An 18,360-nucleotide genomic window follows, 5' to 3' on the forward strand; every position below is an offset into this window, starting at 1 on the left:
CAACAACTACATATTAAATCTTTTATCGGAACTACCCAAAATGCCGTGATGATACAAATTTGGACTGCTCTGATCACAATTCTTATCTTAAAAGCGTTAAAAACACAAGCAAAACATCCTTGGTACTTGTCTAATTTAGTAGCCTTCATAAGACTTAACCTTTTTGTAAAGGTTAACCTCCATAAATGGCTCGACAATCCGTTTCAGAAAAAGCAACCTCCGCCAAATCAATATATACAAGGGGTTCTTTTTTGAATATTTACTTAAATATAGCGATAGGTATGTAAAATGGCTAAAATTTTTATGATACAAATTTATTTAGGACAGGATTGGAATTAAATACATATATATATTGTATGAGGTTTATTATCGTATTATCTTTGTGTCTTTAATAATTCGAAAAAATGATCAAGATTACGTTACCAGATGGTTCAATTAGGAACTACGACAATATTGTTACAGCAATGGATGTTGCAAAAGATATTAGTGAGGGATTTGCTAGAAATGTAATTTCTGCGAAGTTTAATGAAACTACTATTGAGACCTCTACTGAATTGACTACTGACGGTACTCTTGTTCTATTTACGTGGAAGGATGATGAAGGTAAAAATGCTTTTAGACACTCTACTTCTCATGTTTTGGCTCAAGCTCTTGAAGAATTATACCCTGGAGTTAAATTATCTATTGGACCTGCTATTGACAATGGTTTTTATTACGATGTAGACTTAGGGGAAAAAATGATTTCTGAAAAAGATTTTAAGTCTATAGAAGATAAAATGCTTGAGATCGCAAGAGGTAAGCATGAATTTAAAATGAGATCCGTATCTAAAGATGATGCCTTAAATAAATACAAAAAAGAAGGTAATGAATATAAGGTTGAACTAATCGAAAATCTTGAAGACGGCACTATTTCTTTTTGCGATCATGATACTTTTACCGACTTATGCCGTGGAGGACACATACCAAACACTGGCCTTATAAAAGCTGTAAAGATCATGAGTGTTGCAGGAGCATATTGGAGAGGAGATGAAAAGAACAAACAATTAACTCGAGTTTATGGGACTTCTTTTCCTAAGCAAAAAGATTTAAAAGAGTATTTAGAATTACTTGAAGAGGCTAAAAAACGTGATCATAGAAAATTAGGCAAAGAACTAGAACTTTTTACTTTTTCTCAAAGAGTTGGTCAAGGTTTACCTCTTTGGCTCCCAAAAGGTGCTGCCTTACGAGATCGCTTAGAACAGTTTCTGAAAAAAGCACAAAAAAAGGCGGGGTATGAAATGGTAATAACTCCACACATAGGTCAAAAAGAATTATATGTTACTTCTGGTCATTATGCTAAATATGGTGAAGATAGTTTCCAGCCGATCAATACTCCTAATGAAGGGGAAGAATTTTTACTAAAACCTATGAACTGCCCTCATCATTGCGAGATTTATAATAGCGGTCCTTGGTCCTATCGAGATTTACCTAAACGATATGCGGAATTTGGTACTGTATACCGATATGAACAAAGTGGTGAGCTTCATGGGTTAACTAGAGTAAGAGGTTTTACTCAGGATGATGCACACATTTTTTGCACACCAGATCAACTAGATCAAGAATTCAAGAAAGTAATAGACTTAGTTTTATATGTTTTTGGATCTTTAGGGTTTGAAAACTTTACTGCTCAAGTATCTGTAAGAGATTTAGAAAACCCTGACAAGTATATAGGAGATGTAGAAAACTGGGAAAAAGCAGAAAATGCTATTATAAACGCGGCAAAAGACAAGGGTCTTAACTATGTAATTGAAAGCGGCGAAGCAGCTTTTTATGGCCCTAAACTTGACTTTATGGTTAAAGATGCCTTAGGAAGAAGCTGGCAATTAGGAACTATACAAGTAGATTATAATTTACCAGAGCGTTTTGATTTAACTTATAAAGGTAGCGACAACGAATCACATCGACCTATTATGATCCATAGAGCTCCTTTTGGTAGTATGGAACGATTTATTGCTATTCTATTAGAGCACACTGGAGGTAATTTCCCATTGTGGTTAATGCCAGAACAGGCTATTATACTATCTATCAGTGAGAAATATGAAAAATACTCCGAAAAAGTTTTAAATTTGTTAGAAAATGACGAAATTCGCGCCCTTGTAGATAATAGAAATGAAACTATAGGAAAAAAGATTCGAGAAGCAGAAATGAATAAATTTCCGTATATTATCATTATAGGAGAGCAAGAAGAAAACAACAACACCATCTCTGTTCGCAAACATGGAGGCGAAGATCTAGGTACTATACCTATTGATGAGTTTTCTAAAATGGTAAGTAAAGAGATTAATAGTACATTAAAACCGTTTAACGGATAGTAATAAAATATAAGTTTAATTTAAATTATTAAGTCATAGCAATTAGAAGAAGAAGGTCTCAAAAACCACTGAGAGTAATCAAAGAAGATGCACACAGAATCAATCATAAAATTCGTGTTGAAGAAGTACGTCTTGTAGGTGATAATATAGAAGTTGGTGTTTATCCGATAAAAAAGGCTCTACAATTTGCCGAAGAGCAAGAACTTGACCTTGTTGAAATTTCACCTAAAGCAGTGCCTCCTGTTTGTAAAATAATGGATTATAAAAAATTCCTTTATGAGCAGAAGAAGAGAGACAAAGTCTTAAAATCAAAGGCTACTAAGGTGATCATCAAAGAAATTAGATTTGGCCCCAATACAGATGAACATGATTACGAGTTTAAGAAAAAACACGCAGTTAAGTTTTTATCTGAAGGAGCTAAATTAAAAGCTTACGTATTTTTTAAAGGACGTTCTATTATATACAAAGATCAAGGGCAAATTTTGTTACTTAGATTAGCGCAAGAATTAGAAGAATACGGAAAGGTAGAACAAATGCCTAAACTTGAAGGTAAACGAATGATTATGTTTATCGCACCAAAAAAATAAAATATTTCTGGAAACAGAAATTATTTAAAATAATAAGTGAGATTATAAAAACAAGGATACAATGCCTAAAATGAAAACCAAATCTAGTGCAAAAAAGCGTTTTAAGCTTACTGGCACTGGTAAAATCAAAAGAAAGCACGCTTTTAAGAGTCATATTCTGACAAAAAAATCTAAAAAGCGTAAGCTTGCTTTAACGCACTCAACATTAGTGCACAAAAGCGATGAAAATAGTATTAAAGAGCAATTACGTTTAAAGTAATTTACACTTTTTAATCAGGTTAAAATTAATACAAACCAAGGAGTTAGGCTATTTAAAAGAATTCAAGTTTTATGTTTTTTAAATTATTGAATCGCCTACTACTAAAAAATTTAAATTATGCCAAGATCAGTAAATTCTGTTGCAAAAAGAGCTAGAAGAAAAAAAGTTCTTAAGCAAGCTAAAGGTTACTTCGGAAGACGTAAAAACGTTTGGACAGTAGCAAAAAATGCGGTTGATAAAGCGATGCAATATTCGTACAGAGACCGTAGAAATAAAAAGAGAACCTTTCGTGCCTTATGGATCACTCGTATTAATGCAGGTGCCCGTATGTACGGTATGTCTTATTCTCAATTCATGGGTAAAGTAAAAGCTAATAATATCGAGTTAAACCGTAAGGTTCTTGCTGATTTAGCTATGAATAATCCAGAAGCTTTTCAAGCAATTGTTGAAAAAGTAAAGTAATTTTCTCTTTTAGTAATATAATACTCATCTCACTTATAAAAAAAATCTCGCATTTAATGCGAGATTTTTTTATATCTACTTAGTAAAAAACACTTCATCGTAAAAACTACATTTTAACGACTACTAATAAAGATAATCGCTTTTTTTATTATTTTTTAAAAACAATAACCATGGAAAGAAATAGTTATCTACCCATATCTATAAAATTCTTTACTAGTCATAAAACATTATCATAAATTGCAAAAACTCTAGTACGATTCTATGATTAATCGTTTAATTTTGAAACACATTATTATAAATAAAATAGAGTTTACAAAATAACCCTCGTTAGATGATAAAGAAACGGTTTAAAACAATAATTCTCTCTAAAAAAACTACGTTTCAGAGAAATCAAGAAAAACATGAAATTATAGATCTAATTGATTTTTTTATGGAAAAAAGTTAATAGCTCTTCTAATCCATCTAATTTAAAAACCAAAATAAAAATTTTTAAAGCCTCTCCCCTTTCTAAAAGAATCAAAAAACTTACTAAAAATATATTTATCCGTAGAAGAATTTATTACCAGAAAAAGTTTAAACAACGATCATGAAATTATCCGAAGTGTTCTTGATATTTTTATAGAAGAGACTACCAAAGGCTATAGTAAATTAGAAGGAGATTTTAAAGAAAATGATATTGATGAAATAGAAGAAATTTCACAAATAGCACATAATACCATTTGTAGTTTGAATTTATTGGAAAAGAAAATTAATATTTTTTTGTTTCAGTGAAGAAGAAAAGCTTATGCTAGACTCGATCTGGTATTAAGCATAGCAGGGCTACGGTTTATTTTTATTCTGATACTGAGGCGGAAAAAACATTTTATTACGGTAAATTCAAATTATAAATGGTATAAGGTCAAATCTAGTTTTAAAACAATTGGGTTTCAAAAAAGAAGCTTCTGTTTTAGAAAAAATAGAACACCTGGTTAAAAATGAAACAGAATTTAATATCCTATTAAAACATTTTAATAAATTAAATAAACCTTATCCCAAAATCATTCAAGAAGTTAAACAATTCATTAAAGATTTATCTTCTTGAAATATCTAAAAAAGAAAACATCTTTTTTAGATATTAGTATATTTGCTATTATGCAAAACCAGATAAAAAGCTTACAGAATGATAAAATAAAATTTCTCACCCAACTTAAAGAAAAATCAAGAGTTCGTAGGAAAGAAAAACTTTTTATTATTGAAGGCAAACGTGAAATTATTTTAGCTATACAAGGAGGGTATGAGGTAACACAACTATATTATTGTCCTTCTATTATTAATGTTAAAGAAGTTTTATCTATAGTTACAACTTTCAAAAATAAAGTTGAGCTTTTTGAAATTACTATAGAGATATACCAAAAGTTGGCATATAGAGTAACTACAGAAGGAATAATAGCATTGGTTGTTAGTAAAGATACTAGTATCGAAAACTTTGTCTTGCCATCCAAAAACCCACTTATTCTAATAGCTGAAGCTCCAGAAAAACCAGGTAACATAGGTGCGCTACTTCGTACAGCAGATGCTGCTCAATTAGATGCTGTATTGATTGCAGATCCAAAAACCGATATCTATAATCCTAATATTATACGATCTAGCGTAGGGTGTATATTTACTAACAATATAGCTACAGGATCGACTTTTGATATTATAAATTTCTTAAAAAAACAAAAGATACATATTTATGGTGCCGCTTTACAAGCATCTGTAGACTATCATACGCAAGACTATACACAACCTACTGCTATAGTCGTTGGTACAGAAGCCACTGGCTTAAGTAATTCTTTTTTAGAAAACACTACACAAAACATTAAAATACCAATGAGTGGTATTATAGATTCGATGAATGTTTCTGTAGCTGCTGGAATACTCATTTTCGAAGCAAAGCGACAACGTGGTTTCAATAATTAAAAGATAACAATAATATTTGAAATAAATTAAAATTCATTATCTTACGATTTCCTACATCCCCCAAATCTTTAAAACCTTTAAAACTAATGACCCCATATTTCCTGTTTTGTTTATTAATTACCATTATCCTCATTGTATTTTTAATAGATTCATTATTAGATATACTTAATGCTCGACATTATAACAATCAAATTCCTGAAGAACTTATAGATGTTTATCCTAAAGAAGAATATGAAAAATCTATTGCTTATAAGCACGAAAATTTTAAGTTTAAATTAGTTTCTTCTACAATTTCACTTATAATAATGCTCCTATTTTTTTTTCTTGATGGTTTTGCTTGGGTAGATAGTATTTCAAGAAGCTTTTCAGATAATCCAATTATTATTGGTTTAGTTTTTTTTGGAATAATAATGATCGGTAGTGATATTCTCTCTACACCTATCATTTATTATAAAGTTTTTGTCATTGAAGACAAATTTGGGTTTAACAAAACTACGATAAAAACCTTTTTTATTGACAAAATAAAAAGCATCATAATGACAGTTATTGTTGGTGGTGTACTTCTAGCATTAATTTTATGGTTTTATGAAATTACAGGAAAATATTTCTGGATATATGCATGGATATTAGTTTCTATATTTACATTAATAATGAATATGTTTTATGCCAAACTTATTGTTCCTATCTTTAATAAACAAACTCCTTTAGAGCCAGGAGAACTTAGAGACACTATAAAAGCATATTCTAAAAAAGTTGGTTTTCAATTAAAAGATATTTTTGTCATTGATGGTTCTAAAAGAAGTACTAAGGCAAATGCATATTTCTCTGGTTTTGGTAGCGAAAAGAGGATTACTTTATACGACACTTTGATTAAAGATTTAAATAACGAAGAAATAGTAGCTGTACTAGCACATGAAGTAGGACATTATAAGAAAAAACATGTTATTGTTAATTTACTCTTATCAATAGCCGTTACAGGATTAACATTATGGTTTTTATCTCTTTTTATATCTAATCCTCTTCTTTCTGAAGCTCTTGGAGTAAAAATTCCTTCTTTTCATATTGGACTTATTGCGTTTGGAATTTTATATAGTCCGATTTCAGAAGTTACAGGATTAATAGTGAACATGGTATCTAGAGCTTTTGAATATCAAGCAGATAATTATGCCAGAGATACTTATAACAGTGAGGCTTTAATAAATAGTTTAAAAAAATTATCTAAAAATAATTTAAGCAACCTTACACCGCATCCTGCTATGGTATTTATTCATTATTCACACCCAACACTTTTACAAAGAATTAAAAACTTAAGGAAATAAATCCATTACTTAAGTACTTGGTGGTTACATTTCTTAATTGTACTTTTAATTATGAGAAATACTAATACTCGATACTTAATAGGGCTTTATTAAAAAACTTTATGTTATGACTGAGGCTGCTATAGACGAAGAAAATAAAAAAATTGCTAAGCAATATAAAGAACTACTCCGTATAAGCTATAGAGATTTATCTAAAGAAGATAAATCCCTTATACGACAAGCATTTGATATTGCTGTAGATGCACATAAAGATCAACGCCGAAAAAGTGGAGAAGCTTATATTTTTCATCCTATTGCGGTTGCAAAAATCGTTGCTAGCGAAATTGGATTAGATGCCACATCTATAGCTGCTGCATTACTCCATGATGTTGTTGAAGACACCGAGTACACACTGGTAGATATTGAACAAATGTTCGGGGAAACTGTTGCTAGAATTGTAGACGGTTTAACTAAAATTTCTTCTTTAAAAAAGGATAGAGATATATCCTTACAAGCAGAAAATTTTAGAAAAATGCTTCTTACTCTTAATGATGATGTAAGAGTTATTATTATTAAAATAGCAGATCGTTTACATAATATGCAAACTATGGATTCTATGCGTGCTGACAAACAAGTAAAAATCGCATCAGAAACATTATACATATACGCCCCACTAGCACATCGTATAGGTCTATATAATATTAAAACAGAGCTAGAAGACTTAGGACTAAAATATACAGAACCCGAAGTATATAAGGATATTCTAGAAAAAATAAAAGAAAGCAAAGAAGAGCAAGACGACTATATAGAACGCTTTTCAAATAAAATAAAAGAAGGACTCGACAAAGAAAACTTAAATTATCAGATTAAAGGAAGACCAAAATCCATTTTTTCAATACGAAGAAAAATGGTTAAACAAAACATAGCTTTCGATGAAGTATATGACAAATTTGCCGTACGAATAATATACAAATCAGATATTGAAAATGAAAAATTCTTAGCTTGGAAAATATATACTGTAGTAACAGATTACTACAGACCTAATCCTATTAGATTAAGAGACTGGATTTCTCAACCTAAATCTACAGGTTATGAAGCACTACATATAACAGTTATAGGTCCGGATAGTAAATGGGTTGAAGTACAGATTCGAAGCGAACGCATGCACGAAATTGCAGAAAAAGGATATGCCGCTCATTATAAGTACAAAAATAACGAGGAAAAGCAAGATCAAGAAGGTTTAGATGGATGGTTAGATAGATTACAGGAAGCTTTAGAAAACTCTGAAACAAATGCTGTAGATTTTGTAGAAGAGTTTAAGCTTAATCTATACGCTAAAGAAATATTCGTTTTTACCCCAGAAGGAGACCTCAAGTCTTTACCTAAAGGTGCTACTGCCCTTGATTTTGGTTTTAGTGTGCATACTGAAGTTGGTTTAAAAACTCGTGGAGCAAGAGTTAATGGTAAATTAGTACCTTTAAGTCATCTATTAAAAAGTGGAGATCAAGTAGAAATCATCACCTCTTTAAAATCAAAACCATCTTCTAATTGGCTGGATTATGCTACTACAGCAAGAGCTAGATCAAAAATAAAATCAGCTTTACGAGATGAGAAAAAACAAATTGCCGAAGATGGTAAAGCTATCTTAAAGCGTAAACTTCGCTCTCAGAAAATAACAATGAGTGAAAAAGTAGTCAATGAACTCGTTCTTTATTTCAAACTCAAAACAAGTTTAGATCTATTTTACAGAGTAGGAATAGGAACTATCGATAATCAAAAAATCAAAGAGTTCGCTACCACCAGAAGTAATGTTTTTATGAATTTTATTAAAAATAGAATTCGACGGGGTAACGTTAAAGACATAGATAAAGAAGAAATTACATCTAAATATGATCTTCTAGTTTTTGGTAAAGATTCAGAAAAATTAGAATACAAATTATCTAACTGCTGTAACCCTATCCCAGGAGATGATGTTTTTGGATTTATAACGGTCAATGAAGGTATAAAAGTTCATAAAAACGATTGTCCAAATGCTTTACAGCTACAAAGTAATTATGCCTATCGTATTATTTTATCAAAATGGATTGATTCTAGCCAAGAAGAATTCAAGGCTGTCATCAAACTTAATGGAATTGATAATATCGGAGTAGTAAATGAAGTTACTCAAATTATTTCAAATAATATGCATCTTGCCATTTACAATATGAATTTTGATACTAATGATGGTGTTTTTACAGGTAAAATTACTGTAGGAGTTAAAAATAAAAATACTTTAAAGACAGTCATGAAAAACCTTTCTAAGATTAGCGGTATTGACAAAGTTGTTAGAGAATAGAATAATTTTATGAAAAAGTATAAATCATAAACCATTAAAGCTTAATATTAATAACATGTATTTTTAAAACTGCTATTTTTAAAAGGTTAAAATAATCGTTTTAAAATCGCAGCATCCCTAATAAAAAATAATGTAACTTTGCCTTTTTAAACGTATGAGTACTAAAGCAACTACACAGAACGATCAAATTATTGTTAAAAACGTGTTTACCAGCTTCCTAGAAGAAAATGGACACAGAAAGACACCCGAAAGATACGCTATACTTCAAGAAATCTATGAAAGTGATGAACATTTTGATATAGAATCTTTGTATATCAAAATGAAAAATAAAAACTATCGGGTAAGTCGTGCTACACTATATAACACTATAGAATTATTGCTAGATTGTAAATTAGTGAGAAAACACCAATTTGGTCAAAATCAAGCTCAGTACGAAAAATCTTATTTTGATAGACAGCATGATCACCTAATCCTAACAGATACAGGCGATGTATTAGAATTCTGCGATCCTAGAATTCAATCTATAAAGAAAACAATCGAAGAAATTTTTGATGTAGATATTACAAATCATTCTTTGTATTTCTATGGAACTAAAAAGAAATCAACTAATCAAGACAACTAACTAATGGCAGTAAATTTATTACTTGGTCTTCAATGGGGAGACGAAGGTAAAGGAAAAATTGTAGATGTTCTCACAAAAGATTATAATATAATAGCACGATTTCAAGGAGGTCCCAATGCTGGGCACACGCTTGAGTTTGATGGAATAAAACATGTATTACACACTATTCCTAGCGGTATTTTTCATGATAAAGCAATTAATTTGGTTGGAAATGGCGTAGTAATAGATCCTGTTATTTTCAAAAAAGAACTAGATAACCTAGATAGGTTTAATTTAGATTATAAGTCTAAATTATTAATTTCCAGAAAGGCTCATCTAATACTTCCAACACATAGAATATTAGATGCAGCTTCTGAAGCCTCTAAAGGAAAAGCTAAAATCGGATCTACTCTAAAAGGAATTGGCCCTACTTACATGGACAAAACAGGTAGAAACGGTATTCGAGTAGGAGATTTAGAACTTAACGACTGGAAAGACCGTTATCGTTCTTTAGCTAATAAACATGAAGCTATGATTGACTTTTATGACGCTTCAATCGAATATAACCTAGAAGAGTTAGAAAATGAATTTTTTGAAGCTGTAAAAACATTAAAGACATTAACTTTTATTGATAGTGAAGAATATTTACATCAAGCACAAAAAGAAGGTAAAACAATTTTAGCAGAAGGAGCGCAAGGATCTTTATTAGATATAGACTTTGGAACCTACCCTTTCGTAACTTCCTCAAACACAACTGCAGCAGGAGCCTGTACTGGCTTGGGTATCGCTCCAAACAAGATCAAAGATGTTTTTGGTATATTTAAAGCATACACTACGCGAGTTGGCAGTGGACCTTTTCCTACTGAATTATTTGATGAAGATGGGGAAACAATGGGGCGTATAGGCAATGAATTTGGAGCAACAACAGGAAGAGCAAGAAGGTGTGGCTGGTTAGATTTAGTAGCCCTTAAATATGCTGTACAAATAAATGGAGTTACACAATTAATAATGATGAAAGGGGATGTCCTAAGTGGATTTAATACCCTAAAAGTATGTACCGCATATAAATATCAAGGAAAAACAATCACCCACCTACCCTACAATATAGAACCTGAAAATATAACACCTATCTATACTGAAATAAAAGGATGGGCAGAAGACCTCACTGGTATGACAGAAGCTTCTCAATTACCTAAAGAACTAAACGACTATATTTCATTTTTAGAAAAAGAGCTAGAAACACCAATTACAATTGTTTCTGTAGGACCAGATAGAAAACAAACAATACATCGGTAAAAAAAGATTAATATAAAAATGAGGTATTGAAAATTCAATACCTCATTTTTATATTAATTACTAAATGTTGAGGATAACGCTCAAAAGATTGATTTGAAGCTCCGTTATTTAGGATTATATTATTGATCATGTATTCACTGCTAATCCTGTATTTTTGTTTCTTATAGCCAACGTTACTCTTCTAAAACCCTCTACCCCATTTTGTATGCATTGATTAGAAAAAAAACTGTAAAACTATACCTATAATTTTCACTATTTAAAGCTGTTCCTGTAGGATGCTTTAAAACTCTATTTGTTGCATTAGGTAAGTTTGTAGAATTAAACTATCCCATTACAGAAAACCTATCCATTGGATTAAAAATCAATTATATTGCAAAAATAGTTTTGTTCTCATAAATATAATACATGCTAGTAACATCATTTAAATTTACCGTAATAAAATGTTCTTTTTTCGCCTCAGTATCAGAATAAAAATAAACCGTAGCCCTGCTATGCTTAATACCAGATCGAGTCTGGCATAAGCTTTTCTTCTTCACTGAAATAAAAAAATCTTAATTTTCTTTTCTAGTAAATTCAAATTATAAATGGTATAATGTTTTTTGAGTTTCTATTTTATATTCAAAAAAATTCTTTAATTTATTACATAGTTACTTTCCTATATTAGGAAATTCGAAATCAAAAATTATTGATTTCTTACTCAAAAAAAGATATAGAATCATATACCAGTTTAAGGAAAGCTTTATCTAATTAATTAACTAAACCAACTACCTTAGAACAAATCTATAAGACATTAAATCATCGCGAAAAAAATTTAAGAATTAAACTCTCTCTATAATAGATAAAACAGTTAAAGTTATAAAGATGTTGTAGCCTCTTTACTAGGTTTCAATTCTAATATGCGTTCTAACTTTTGAACACCTCTTAATTCATAATGATTAGGGAATGAATCTATTTGCTTAAAACTGTAAATATCATCATCTCCTTTACCTCCTCTTCGATTACTTGCAAAATACCCCGTTCTACTTTTTTCATCAATAATAAAAGTAAAATCATCTTTTGAGCTATTAATTGGTTTTCCTAAGTTGTATACCTCAAAAAAATCATCCTGATACGGCATGACCATAAAAACATCCAACCCACCAAGCCCTTTATGCCCATCACTTGCAAAAAACAGTTTCCCTTGATCACTAACATATGGAAAAGTTTCCCTACCAGAAGTATTTATTTGACTTCCCAAATTTCTAGGCTCTCCAAAACTTCCATCTCTGTTTATCTCTACAACATATAAATCCGACTTACCAATACTACCTGGCATATCGCTAGCAAAATATAAAAATTTTCCGTCTGGAGACAAAGCAGGGTGTGCTATTGAATACTCATCACTATTAAAAGGCAATTCTTCTATATCATCCCATTTTCCATTTATATAACTTGCCTTATATATTTTTAACAAAACAACACCATTAATACTGGTTATAGATTTATTTTTAGAATAATTATTTCGAGTAAAATAAACTGTTTCCCCATCTTTACTGAAAGTCGCCGAAGATTCATGGAATTTAGTATTTATATTTCCTTTTAACCTTAAAACATCATTTTTATTAGAAATATTGGCAATAGAAATAGAATACAAATCTAAGAAAGGTTGATTATTAGATTCATCAACTATGTTTAAAAAATTATTAGTATTTCGGGAAGAAGCAAACACCAACTCTCCATTAAAAAAACTAGGAGCATAATCAGAATATTTAGAGTTAATCGACAGTTTATTCACAACAAACTTATCCACTAATTGCTTTGCTCTTTTATCAATACTTCTTTGTTCTTCTAAATTCTTAACTGATTTGAGCGTTTTTTTTTCTTTATCAAACTCCCATATTACATCTATAAAACCACCATCTTTAAAATTCTCATTTGTTCTTTTAAACTGTTTTCCTTGAGAAAATACAGTACCCCAAAAAAACAAAAAAAATAGAGCCCCATAGTTTTGATTTAAAACCATCTATTCTTTTTTATCCTGTTTTACCACAAAACCACCTCTTATTAAAAAAACAGAGGCTATACTATCCCCATAGCGTACATTGTAGTTCTTTATTATTTTCGCGATGCAATTTACTGATACTTAAGTAGATCAAATGTTAAATAATTTCCAATTTTTCAATTAGTTTTCAACTAATGGATTTCTCTAATTTACCTGAACATCTTAACTCTTTTTTATTGTTTTATTATAGTTATTAACAAAAAAGCAAGCTTGTTTTTTGTTAATTACATGATTAAATGTAACATAAAGAAACACTCTTGGTTATTAAATAAAAATAACAAAGTTTTATTTTATCTCACTAGCTACAATCATTAGATACAATTTTCGTTATTTTGCATACAAATTTAAAACACTTGAAAAACAAATTCTTCTATATAACACTTACTATTTTGTTTTCTGCGGTAGCTTTTTCGCAAGAAGGTAAACAAATAAAAGTTCAGTCTGATCGAACAATAAAAGATCAAAACAGATTTCCTGGAGCTACCATTTTAGCAAAGGTAGACAAACAAGTATACATGCAACATGAAGGTATCGAAATATGGTGTGATCAAGCGGTTCACTATGGGGAAGATAAATTTGTTAAAGCTTTAGGTAATGTAATTATAAAGCAAGGAGACACCCTTACTATGACTAGTAAATATGCCGAATATAATGGCAATACACAATTCGCCTATGCTAGAGACAATGTATTTATGGAAACTCCTTCAAATACATTAAGTACCGACACCTTATTCTTCGATCGGCTTAAACAACAAGCCTATTATCGTAGTGGTGGAACGGTAAAAGATTCGTCAAACATCTTGACTAGTATGATTGGTCGTTATTTTATGGATAGAAAACAATATTCATTTAATACAAAAGTAAAAATTGTAAATCCCGAGAACACCATAGACTCAGACCGATTAGACTATTACACAGATGATGGTCATGCTTACCTCTACGGCCCTTCTACAGTAAAAGGAAAAGAAAGCACACTGTATTGTGAACGTGGTTTTTATGATACTAAAGTCAAAACAGGGTATGCTATAAAAAATGCAAGAATAGATTATGATAAACGTACCGTTTTTGGAGACAGCATCTTTTACAATAGTGCTGCTCGCTTCGCTTCTGCCACCAACAACATAAGAGTTTTGGATACTGCAAACAACTCTGTAATCACAGGGCATTATGCCGAGGTTTTCAAAGAAAAAGACTCTGTTTTTATCACTAAAAGGGCTCTTGCTGCTACTTTACAAGAAAAAGATTCCATTTTTATCCATAGTGACACCCTTATGGTAACAGGAAAACCAGAACGTAGGATAATGAATGGCTTTTATGATGTAAGGATTTATAAGAGCAACATGAGTGGTAAAAGTGATTCTATAAATGTAGATCAAACTACAGGATACACTAAAATGATTGGCCGCCCTATTATCTGGACACAAAGAAATCAAATGACCGGAGACACGATTAAGATTATCTCTGATACTAAAACAGACAAATTAGATTCTCTTATTGTATATCAAAATGCTTTTCTTGCTCAAGAAGACACTTTAAAAGCTGGATTTAACCAAGTTAAAGGACAGTCTCTCTATGGCTTATTTAAAGATAATGAAATCTACCAAGTAGATATAGATAAAAATACCGAAACTATATTTTTTCAAAGAGAAAGTGAAGGAGAATTAAAGCTTATTGGAATTAACAAAGTCCTTTCTAGTTCTATTAGATTACTACTTAATAATCGAGAAATAGAAGAAGTCTATTATTATCAAAATGTAGATGGCACATTATATCGTGAAATAGATTTGCCTGAAAACGCAAGAGAACTTTCTGGTTTTAATTGGCGAGGAGATGAACGTATAAATAGCAAATCCGATCTTTTTAGAGGAGAATCCCCTCCTAAACTCACTAAAATCAAAGGAATACCTTTACCCAAAGTTGAAGCTGACTTTTTTGATAAAGAAACAGTAAAACGCATAGAGGAAAACAAATCTGAAGGTTCCAGATTATTAGAACAAGAGCTAAAAGATGCAGAATTAAAAGAGACTAATGAACAGTTAAATTCTAAACCTACTGTAAAAGAAAACAATAAAGATTCATCAACAGAACTAAATCCTAATCCTTCTTCTAAAAAGAAAGATAACAAACCAGATAGCTCTTTTCAAAAGACGAAAGAAAAATCTAAAGACAATCATGGCTCAGACCAAGAGTATTAAATCGTATTTTTACTTAATCGTAAGGAAATAATTTATTATTTATATCATAAATAAATTAAGTTTGAAACAGGATTTTTTCAAATATCAGGCGCAAACCACTCCTCACCCATTAGCAATGGAAATTTCTCATGCTAATGGCAGTTATATCTATACCACCGATGGTAAAAAGCATCTAGATTTTGTTGCGGGGGTATCTGCTTGCAGTTTAGGACACAGGCATCCTAGAGTAGTACAAGCAATTAAAGGACAATTAGACAAGTATTTACATGTAATGGTATATGGAGAGTACATACAAAGTCCTGCAGTAGAGCTTTCTAAGCTTTTAGCATCTCATCTTCCAGATCCTTTAGAAAAGACATATTTAACCAATTCTGGAACAGAAGCTATAGAGGGATCTTTAAAATTAGCAAGAAGAGTTACAGGTCGCAGTCAAATCATTTCTGCAAAATTAGCATACCATGGTAATACCATGGGGTCTATGAGTGTGATGGGTTATGAAGAACGTAAACAAGCATTCCGGCCTTTAATACCCGATATAACTTTTATTACTTTTAATGAGGATGAAGATATTAAATATATCACCAATAAAACTGCTGGTGTTATTTTAGAAACAATACAAGGAGGAGCTGGCTTTATTGAACCTAAAAAAGAATATTTAAAAAAAGTAAAGAAAAGATGTGAAGAAGTCGGAGCCCTTTTAATACTTGATGAAATACAACCAGGTTTTGGCAGAACAGGCAAATTATTTGGTTTTCAGAATTACGATATTATTCCAGATATTATTGCAATGGGTAAAGGAATGGGTGGAGGCCTTCCTATTGGTGCCTTTACAGCATCTTCTGCCATAATGGACAAACTTCAAGATAACCCAAAACTAGGTCACATAACCACCTTTGGAGGAAACCCAGTAATTGCAGCTGCCGCTTTGGCAACATTACAAGAACTTACAGAAAGTGACTTAATGGCAGCTACACTAGAAAAAGAAAAACTATTTAGATCTTTATTAATTCACCCTTTGATTAAAGAAATAAGAGGCTTAGGCTTAATGCTTGCTTTTATAACACCTTCTGCAGAGATCACAAATCAAATTATTTTAAAATGTAAAAATAAAGGATTGATTCTTTTCTGGTTGCTTTTTGAACCTCTTGCAGTACGTATAACTCCTCCTCTCACTATATCAAAAAAAGAAATAGAAGAAGGTTGTCAAATTATTCTTGAGGTTTTAAACGAAATTCTAAACATCAAAAAATAGATCAAAACAATAAAGTTTGGTTTAAAAGACGTATATTTAATACATTATCTTTTCTATTCTTAATTGTACTCTGGGCTTTTTTAAAATTAAACTTTAAACCATTACTAAATATAATGGTACATATTTTGTTAATTAGTTTGTTAAAAACAATTGATTTTTGAAGTTTAACTATTCAATTTCATTTGTAATTTTAAAACTGAGGAAATCAATAATGCAGAATATAAATTAAGTCATTAAATACTCATATTTGTTGGAAAAACAAAAAGATTGTTTATAGTACTTTTAATTTATTAAGCATCTTTAATCAACGTGTATGAAATTTAACCACGAAGAAGAAGACAACAATATCTCTATTACTCGATATGAGTCTATGCTGAGATCTAATGATCTTAAGTTTTTTGATTCAGATGAGTTTGAATCTATTATTCATCACTATCTGGAAAATGGAAAAATTGCTAAAGCAAAAAAAGCAATTTCTCTTGGTCTTTCCCAACACCCATCTTCTGTAAATCTTAAACTTCTACAAGTCGAAGTCCTTGTTTTTGAAAACCGTTTAGAAAAAGCAAATAATCTTTTATCACAATTGTATGCTTTAGAACCAGAAAATGAAGAAATATATATTCAAAAAGCTAATATTCTTTCCAAACAAAATAATCATATAAAGGCAATAGAGCTATTAAATATGGCTCTTGGTTACACAGATGATTCAGCAGATGTTTATTCTCTTATAGGAATGGAGTACCTCTTTATGGATGATTTTGAAAATGCAAAGACCAATTTCATGAAATGCCTTGAAGCTGATGATCAGGATTACTCTGCTTTATATAATATAATATATTGTTTTGATTTTCTAGAGCAGCATGAAGAAGCCATAGAATACTTAAATATGTTTTTAAATAAAAATCCATATTGCGAAGTCGCTTGGCATCAAGTTGGAAAACAATATTTTGACTTAAAAGAATACGAAAAAGCACTAGCAGCGTTTGATTTTGCTATCATAAGTGATGACTATTTTATTGGTGCATATCTAGAAAAAGGTAAGGTATTAGAAAAGCTAAAAAAGTATAATGAGGCTATCGAAAACTATAGAATAACCTTAGAGTTAGATGACCCTACTTCTTTTGCTTTATTAAGAATAGGAAAATGTCATGAAAAACTAGGTAATGATGAGTTAGCAATTCAACATTTTTCTAAAACAGTCCATGAAGACCCTTTATTAGACAAAGGATGGATAGCGATTACTGATTTTTATTTACGAAAACGTGACTATCAAAAAGCTCTTTATTATACCAATAAAGCTATAAATATAGATAGTGAAAATGTTTTATACTGGAAACGGTATGCCAAAATAAATAATCATCTTTCTTTTTTTGAAGAAGCAGAAAGAGGATACCGAAAAGCATTAGAGTTAGGTAATTATGAAATAGAAACTTGGTTAAATCGTTCTGATACACTTAGACACCTAGGAGAATCAGATACCTCCATTCAAAATTTACATCAAGCTGTAGAATTTTATCCGGATAATGCAGAAGTGCATTTTAGACTTGCTGGTTTATACTATGAAATACAAGATTATGAAAAAGGAGAATATCATATTAGAAAAGCTTTAGATCTTGATTATGAATATCATATTATTCTAGAAGAGCTTTTTGATAAAATCTTTAATCTAACCCTTGTTAAAAATATTATTTCTGAATACAAATAATTCTAGAAAAGACTTTTTTTTTCTAATAGAATAGATG

13 protein-coding genes and 1 pseudogene are annotated in these 18,360 nt (G+C 30.6%); 13 read left to right on the plus strand and 1 reads right to left on the minus strand.

Annotated elements, in window-relative coordinates:
- From H527_RS21285 to H527_RS0102540, 10 genes and pseudogenes are all read left to right on the plus strand, one after another.
- Positions 1-255: pseudogene (locus H527_RS21285) on the plus strand (IS4 family transposase); the annotation flags it as partial.
- Between the two features lie 149 nt (positions 256-404).
- Positions 405-2,351, plus strand: coding sequence for a threonine--tRNA ligase (thrS, locus tag H527_RS0102495; protein ID WP_027411240.1), 1,947 nt, complete (start codon positions 405-407; stop codon positions 2,349-2,351).
- A gap of 68 nt (positions 2,352-2,419) precedes the next feature.
- Entirely contained in the window at positions 2,420-2,938 is a 519-nt protein-coding gene (gene infC, locus H527_RS0102500) for a translation initiation factor IF-3 (protein ID WP_081414534.1), read from the plus strand.
- 61 nt (positions 2,939-2,999) lie between these two features.
- On the plus strand, positions 3,000-3,197 hold the full coding sequence (gene rpmI / locus H527_RS0102505) for a 50S ribosomal protein L35 (RefSeq protein ID WP_027394180.1): 198 nt from the start codon (positions 3,000-3,002) through the stop codon (positions 3,195-3,197).
- A 117-nt stretch (positions 3,198-3,314) separates the two neighbouring features.
- Positions 3,315-3,659 (plus strand): 50S ribosomal protein L20, encoded by a 345-nt coding sequence (rplT, locus tag H527_RS0102510; protein ID WP_027411242.1) that lies wholly within the window; start codon positions 3,315-3,317, stop codon positions 3,657-3,659.
- A 1,131-nt stretch (positions 3,660-4,790) separates the two neighbouring features.
- Positions 4,791-5,600 carry a TrmH family RNA methyltransferase gene (locus tag H527_RS0102520; RefSeq protein ID WP_027411243.1) on the plus strand — a complete coding sequence of 270 codons (810 nt, stop codon included), beginning with the start codon at positions 4,791-4,793 and terminating at the stop codon, positions 5,598-5,600.
- An 86-nt stretch (positions 5,601-5,686) separates the two neighbouring features.
- Positions 5,687-6,919, plus strand: coding sequence for a M48 family metallopeptidase (locus H527_RS0102525; RefSeq protein WP_027411244.1), 1,233 nt, complete (start codon positions 5,687-5,689; stop codon positions 6,917-6,919).
- A 106-nt stretch (positions 6,920-7,025) separates the two neighbouring features.
- On the plus strand, positions 7,026-9,233 hold the full coding sequence (locus tag H527_RS0102530) for a RelA/SpoT family protein (RefSeq protein WP_027411245.1): 2,208 nt from the start codon (positions 7,026-7,028) through the stop codon (positions 9,231-9,233).
- A gap of 154 nt (positions 9,234-9,387) precedes the next feature.
- The gene (locus tag H527_RS0102535) at positions 9,388-9,855 is read left to right on the plus strand and encodes a Fur family transcriptional regulator (protein WP_027411246.1); all 468 of its coding nucleotides are present in this window, start codon (positions 9,388-9,390) and stop codon (positions 9,853-9,855) included.
- A 3-nt stretch (positions 9,856-9,858) separates the two neighbouring features.
- A complete protein-coding gene (locus tag H527_RS0102540) occupies positions 9,859-11,130 on the plus strand; it encodes an adenylosuccinate synthase (protein WP_027411247.1) in 1,272 nt (423 codons plus the stop codon).
- A gap of 853 nt (positions 11,131-11,983) precedes the next feature.
- Here H527_RS0102540 and H527_RS21290 read toward each other — a convergent pair.
- Entirely contained in the window at positions 11,984-13,132 is a 1,149-nt protein-coding gene (locus H527_RS21290) for a TolB family protein (RefSeq protein ID WP_051316602.1), read from the minus strand.
- A 392-nt stretch (positions 13,133-13,524) separates the two neighbouring features.
- Here H527_RS21290 and H527_RS21295 point away from each other — a divergent pair, with 392 nt between their 5' ends.
- The 3 genes from H527_RS21295 to H527_RS0102560 all read left to right on the plus strand — a co-directional run bounded on the left by H527_RS21295 (position 13,525) and on the right by H527_RS0102560 (position 18,323).
- A complete protein-coding gene (locus H527_RS21295; RefSeq protein ID WP_155837791.1) occupies positions 13,525-15,366 on the plus strand; it encodes an OstA-like protein in 1,842 nt (613 codons plus the stop codon).
- 61 nt (positions 15,367-15,427) lie between these two features.
- Entirely contained in the window at positions 15,428-16,618 is a 1,191-nt protein-coding gene (locus H527_RS0102555; RefSeq protein WP_027411248.1) for an aspartate aminotransferase family protein, read from the plus strand.
- Positions 16,619-16,931: 313 nt separating this feature from the next.
- Positions 16,932-18,323: a tetratricopeptide repeat protein gene (locus H527_RS0102560; RefSeq protein ID WP_027411249.1), complete on the plus strand. Its 1,392-nt coding sequence runs from the start codon at positions 16,932-16,934 to the stop codon at positions 18,321-18,323.
- The last annotated feature ends 37 nt before the right edge of the window (positions 18,324-18,360 follow it).

Source organism: Aquimarina muelleri DSM 19832 (genome assembly GCF_000430665.1).
Classification (GTDB): domain Bacteria; phylum Bacteroidota; class Bacteroidia; order Flavobacteriales; family Flavobacteriaceae; genus Aquimarina; species Aquimarina muelleri.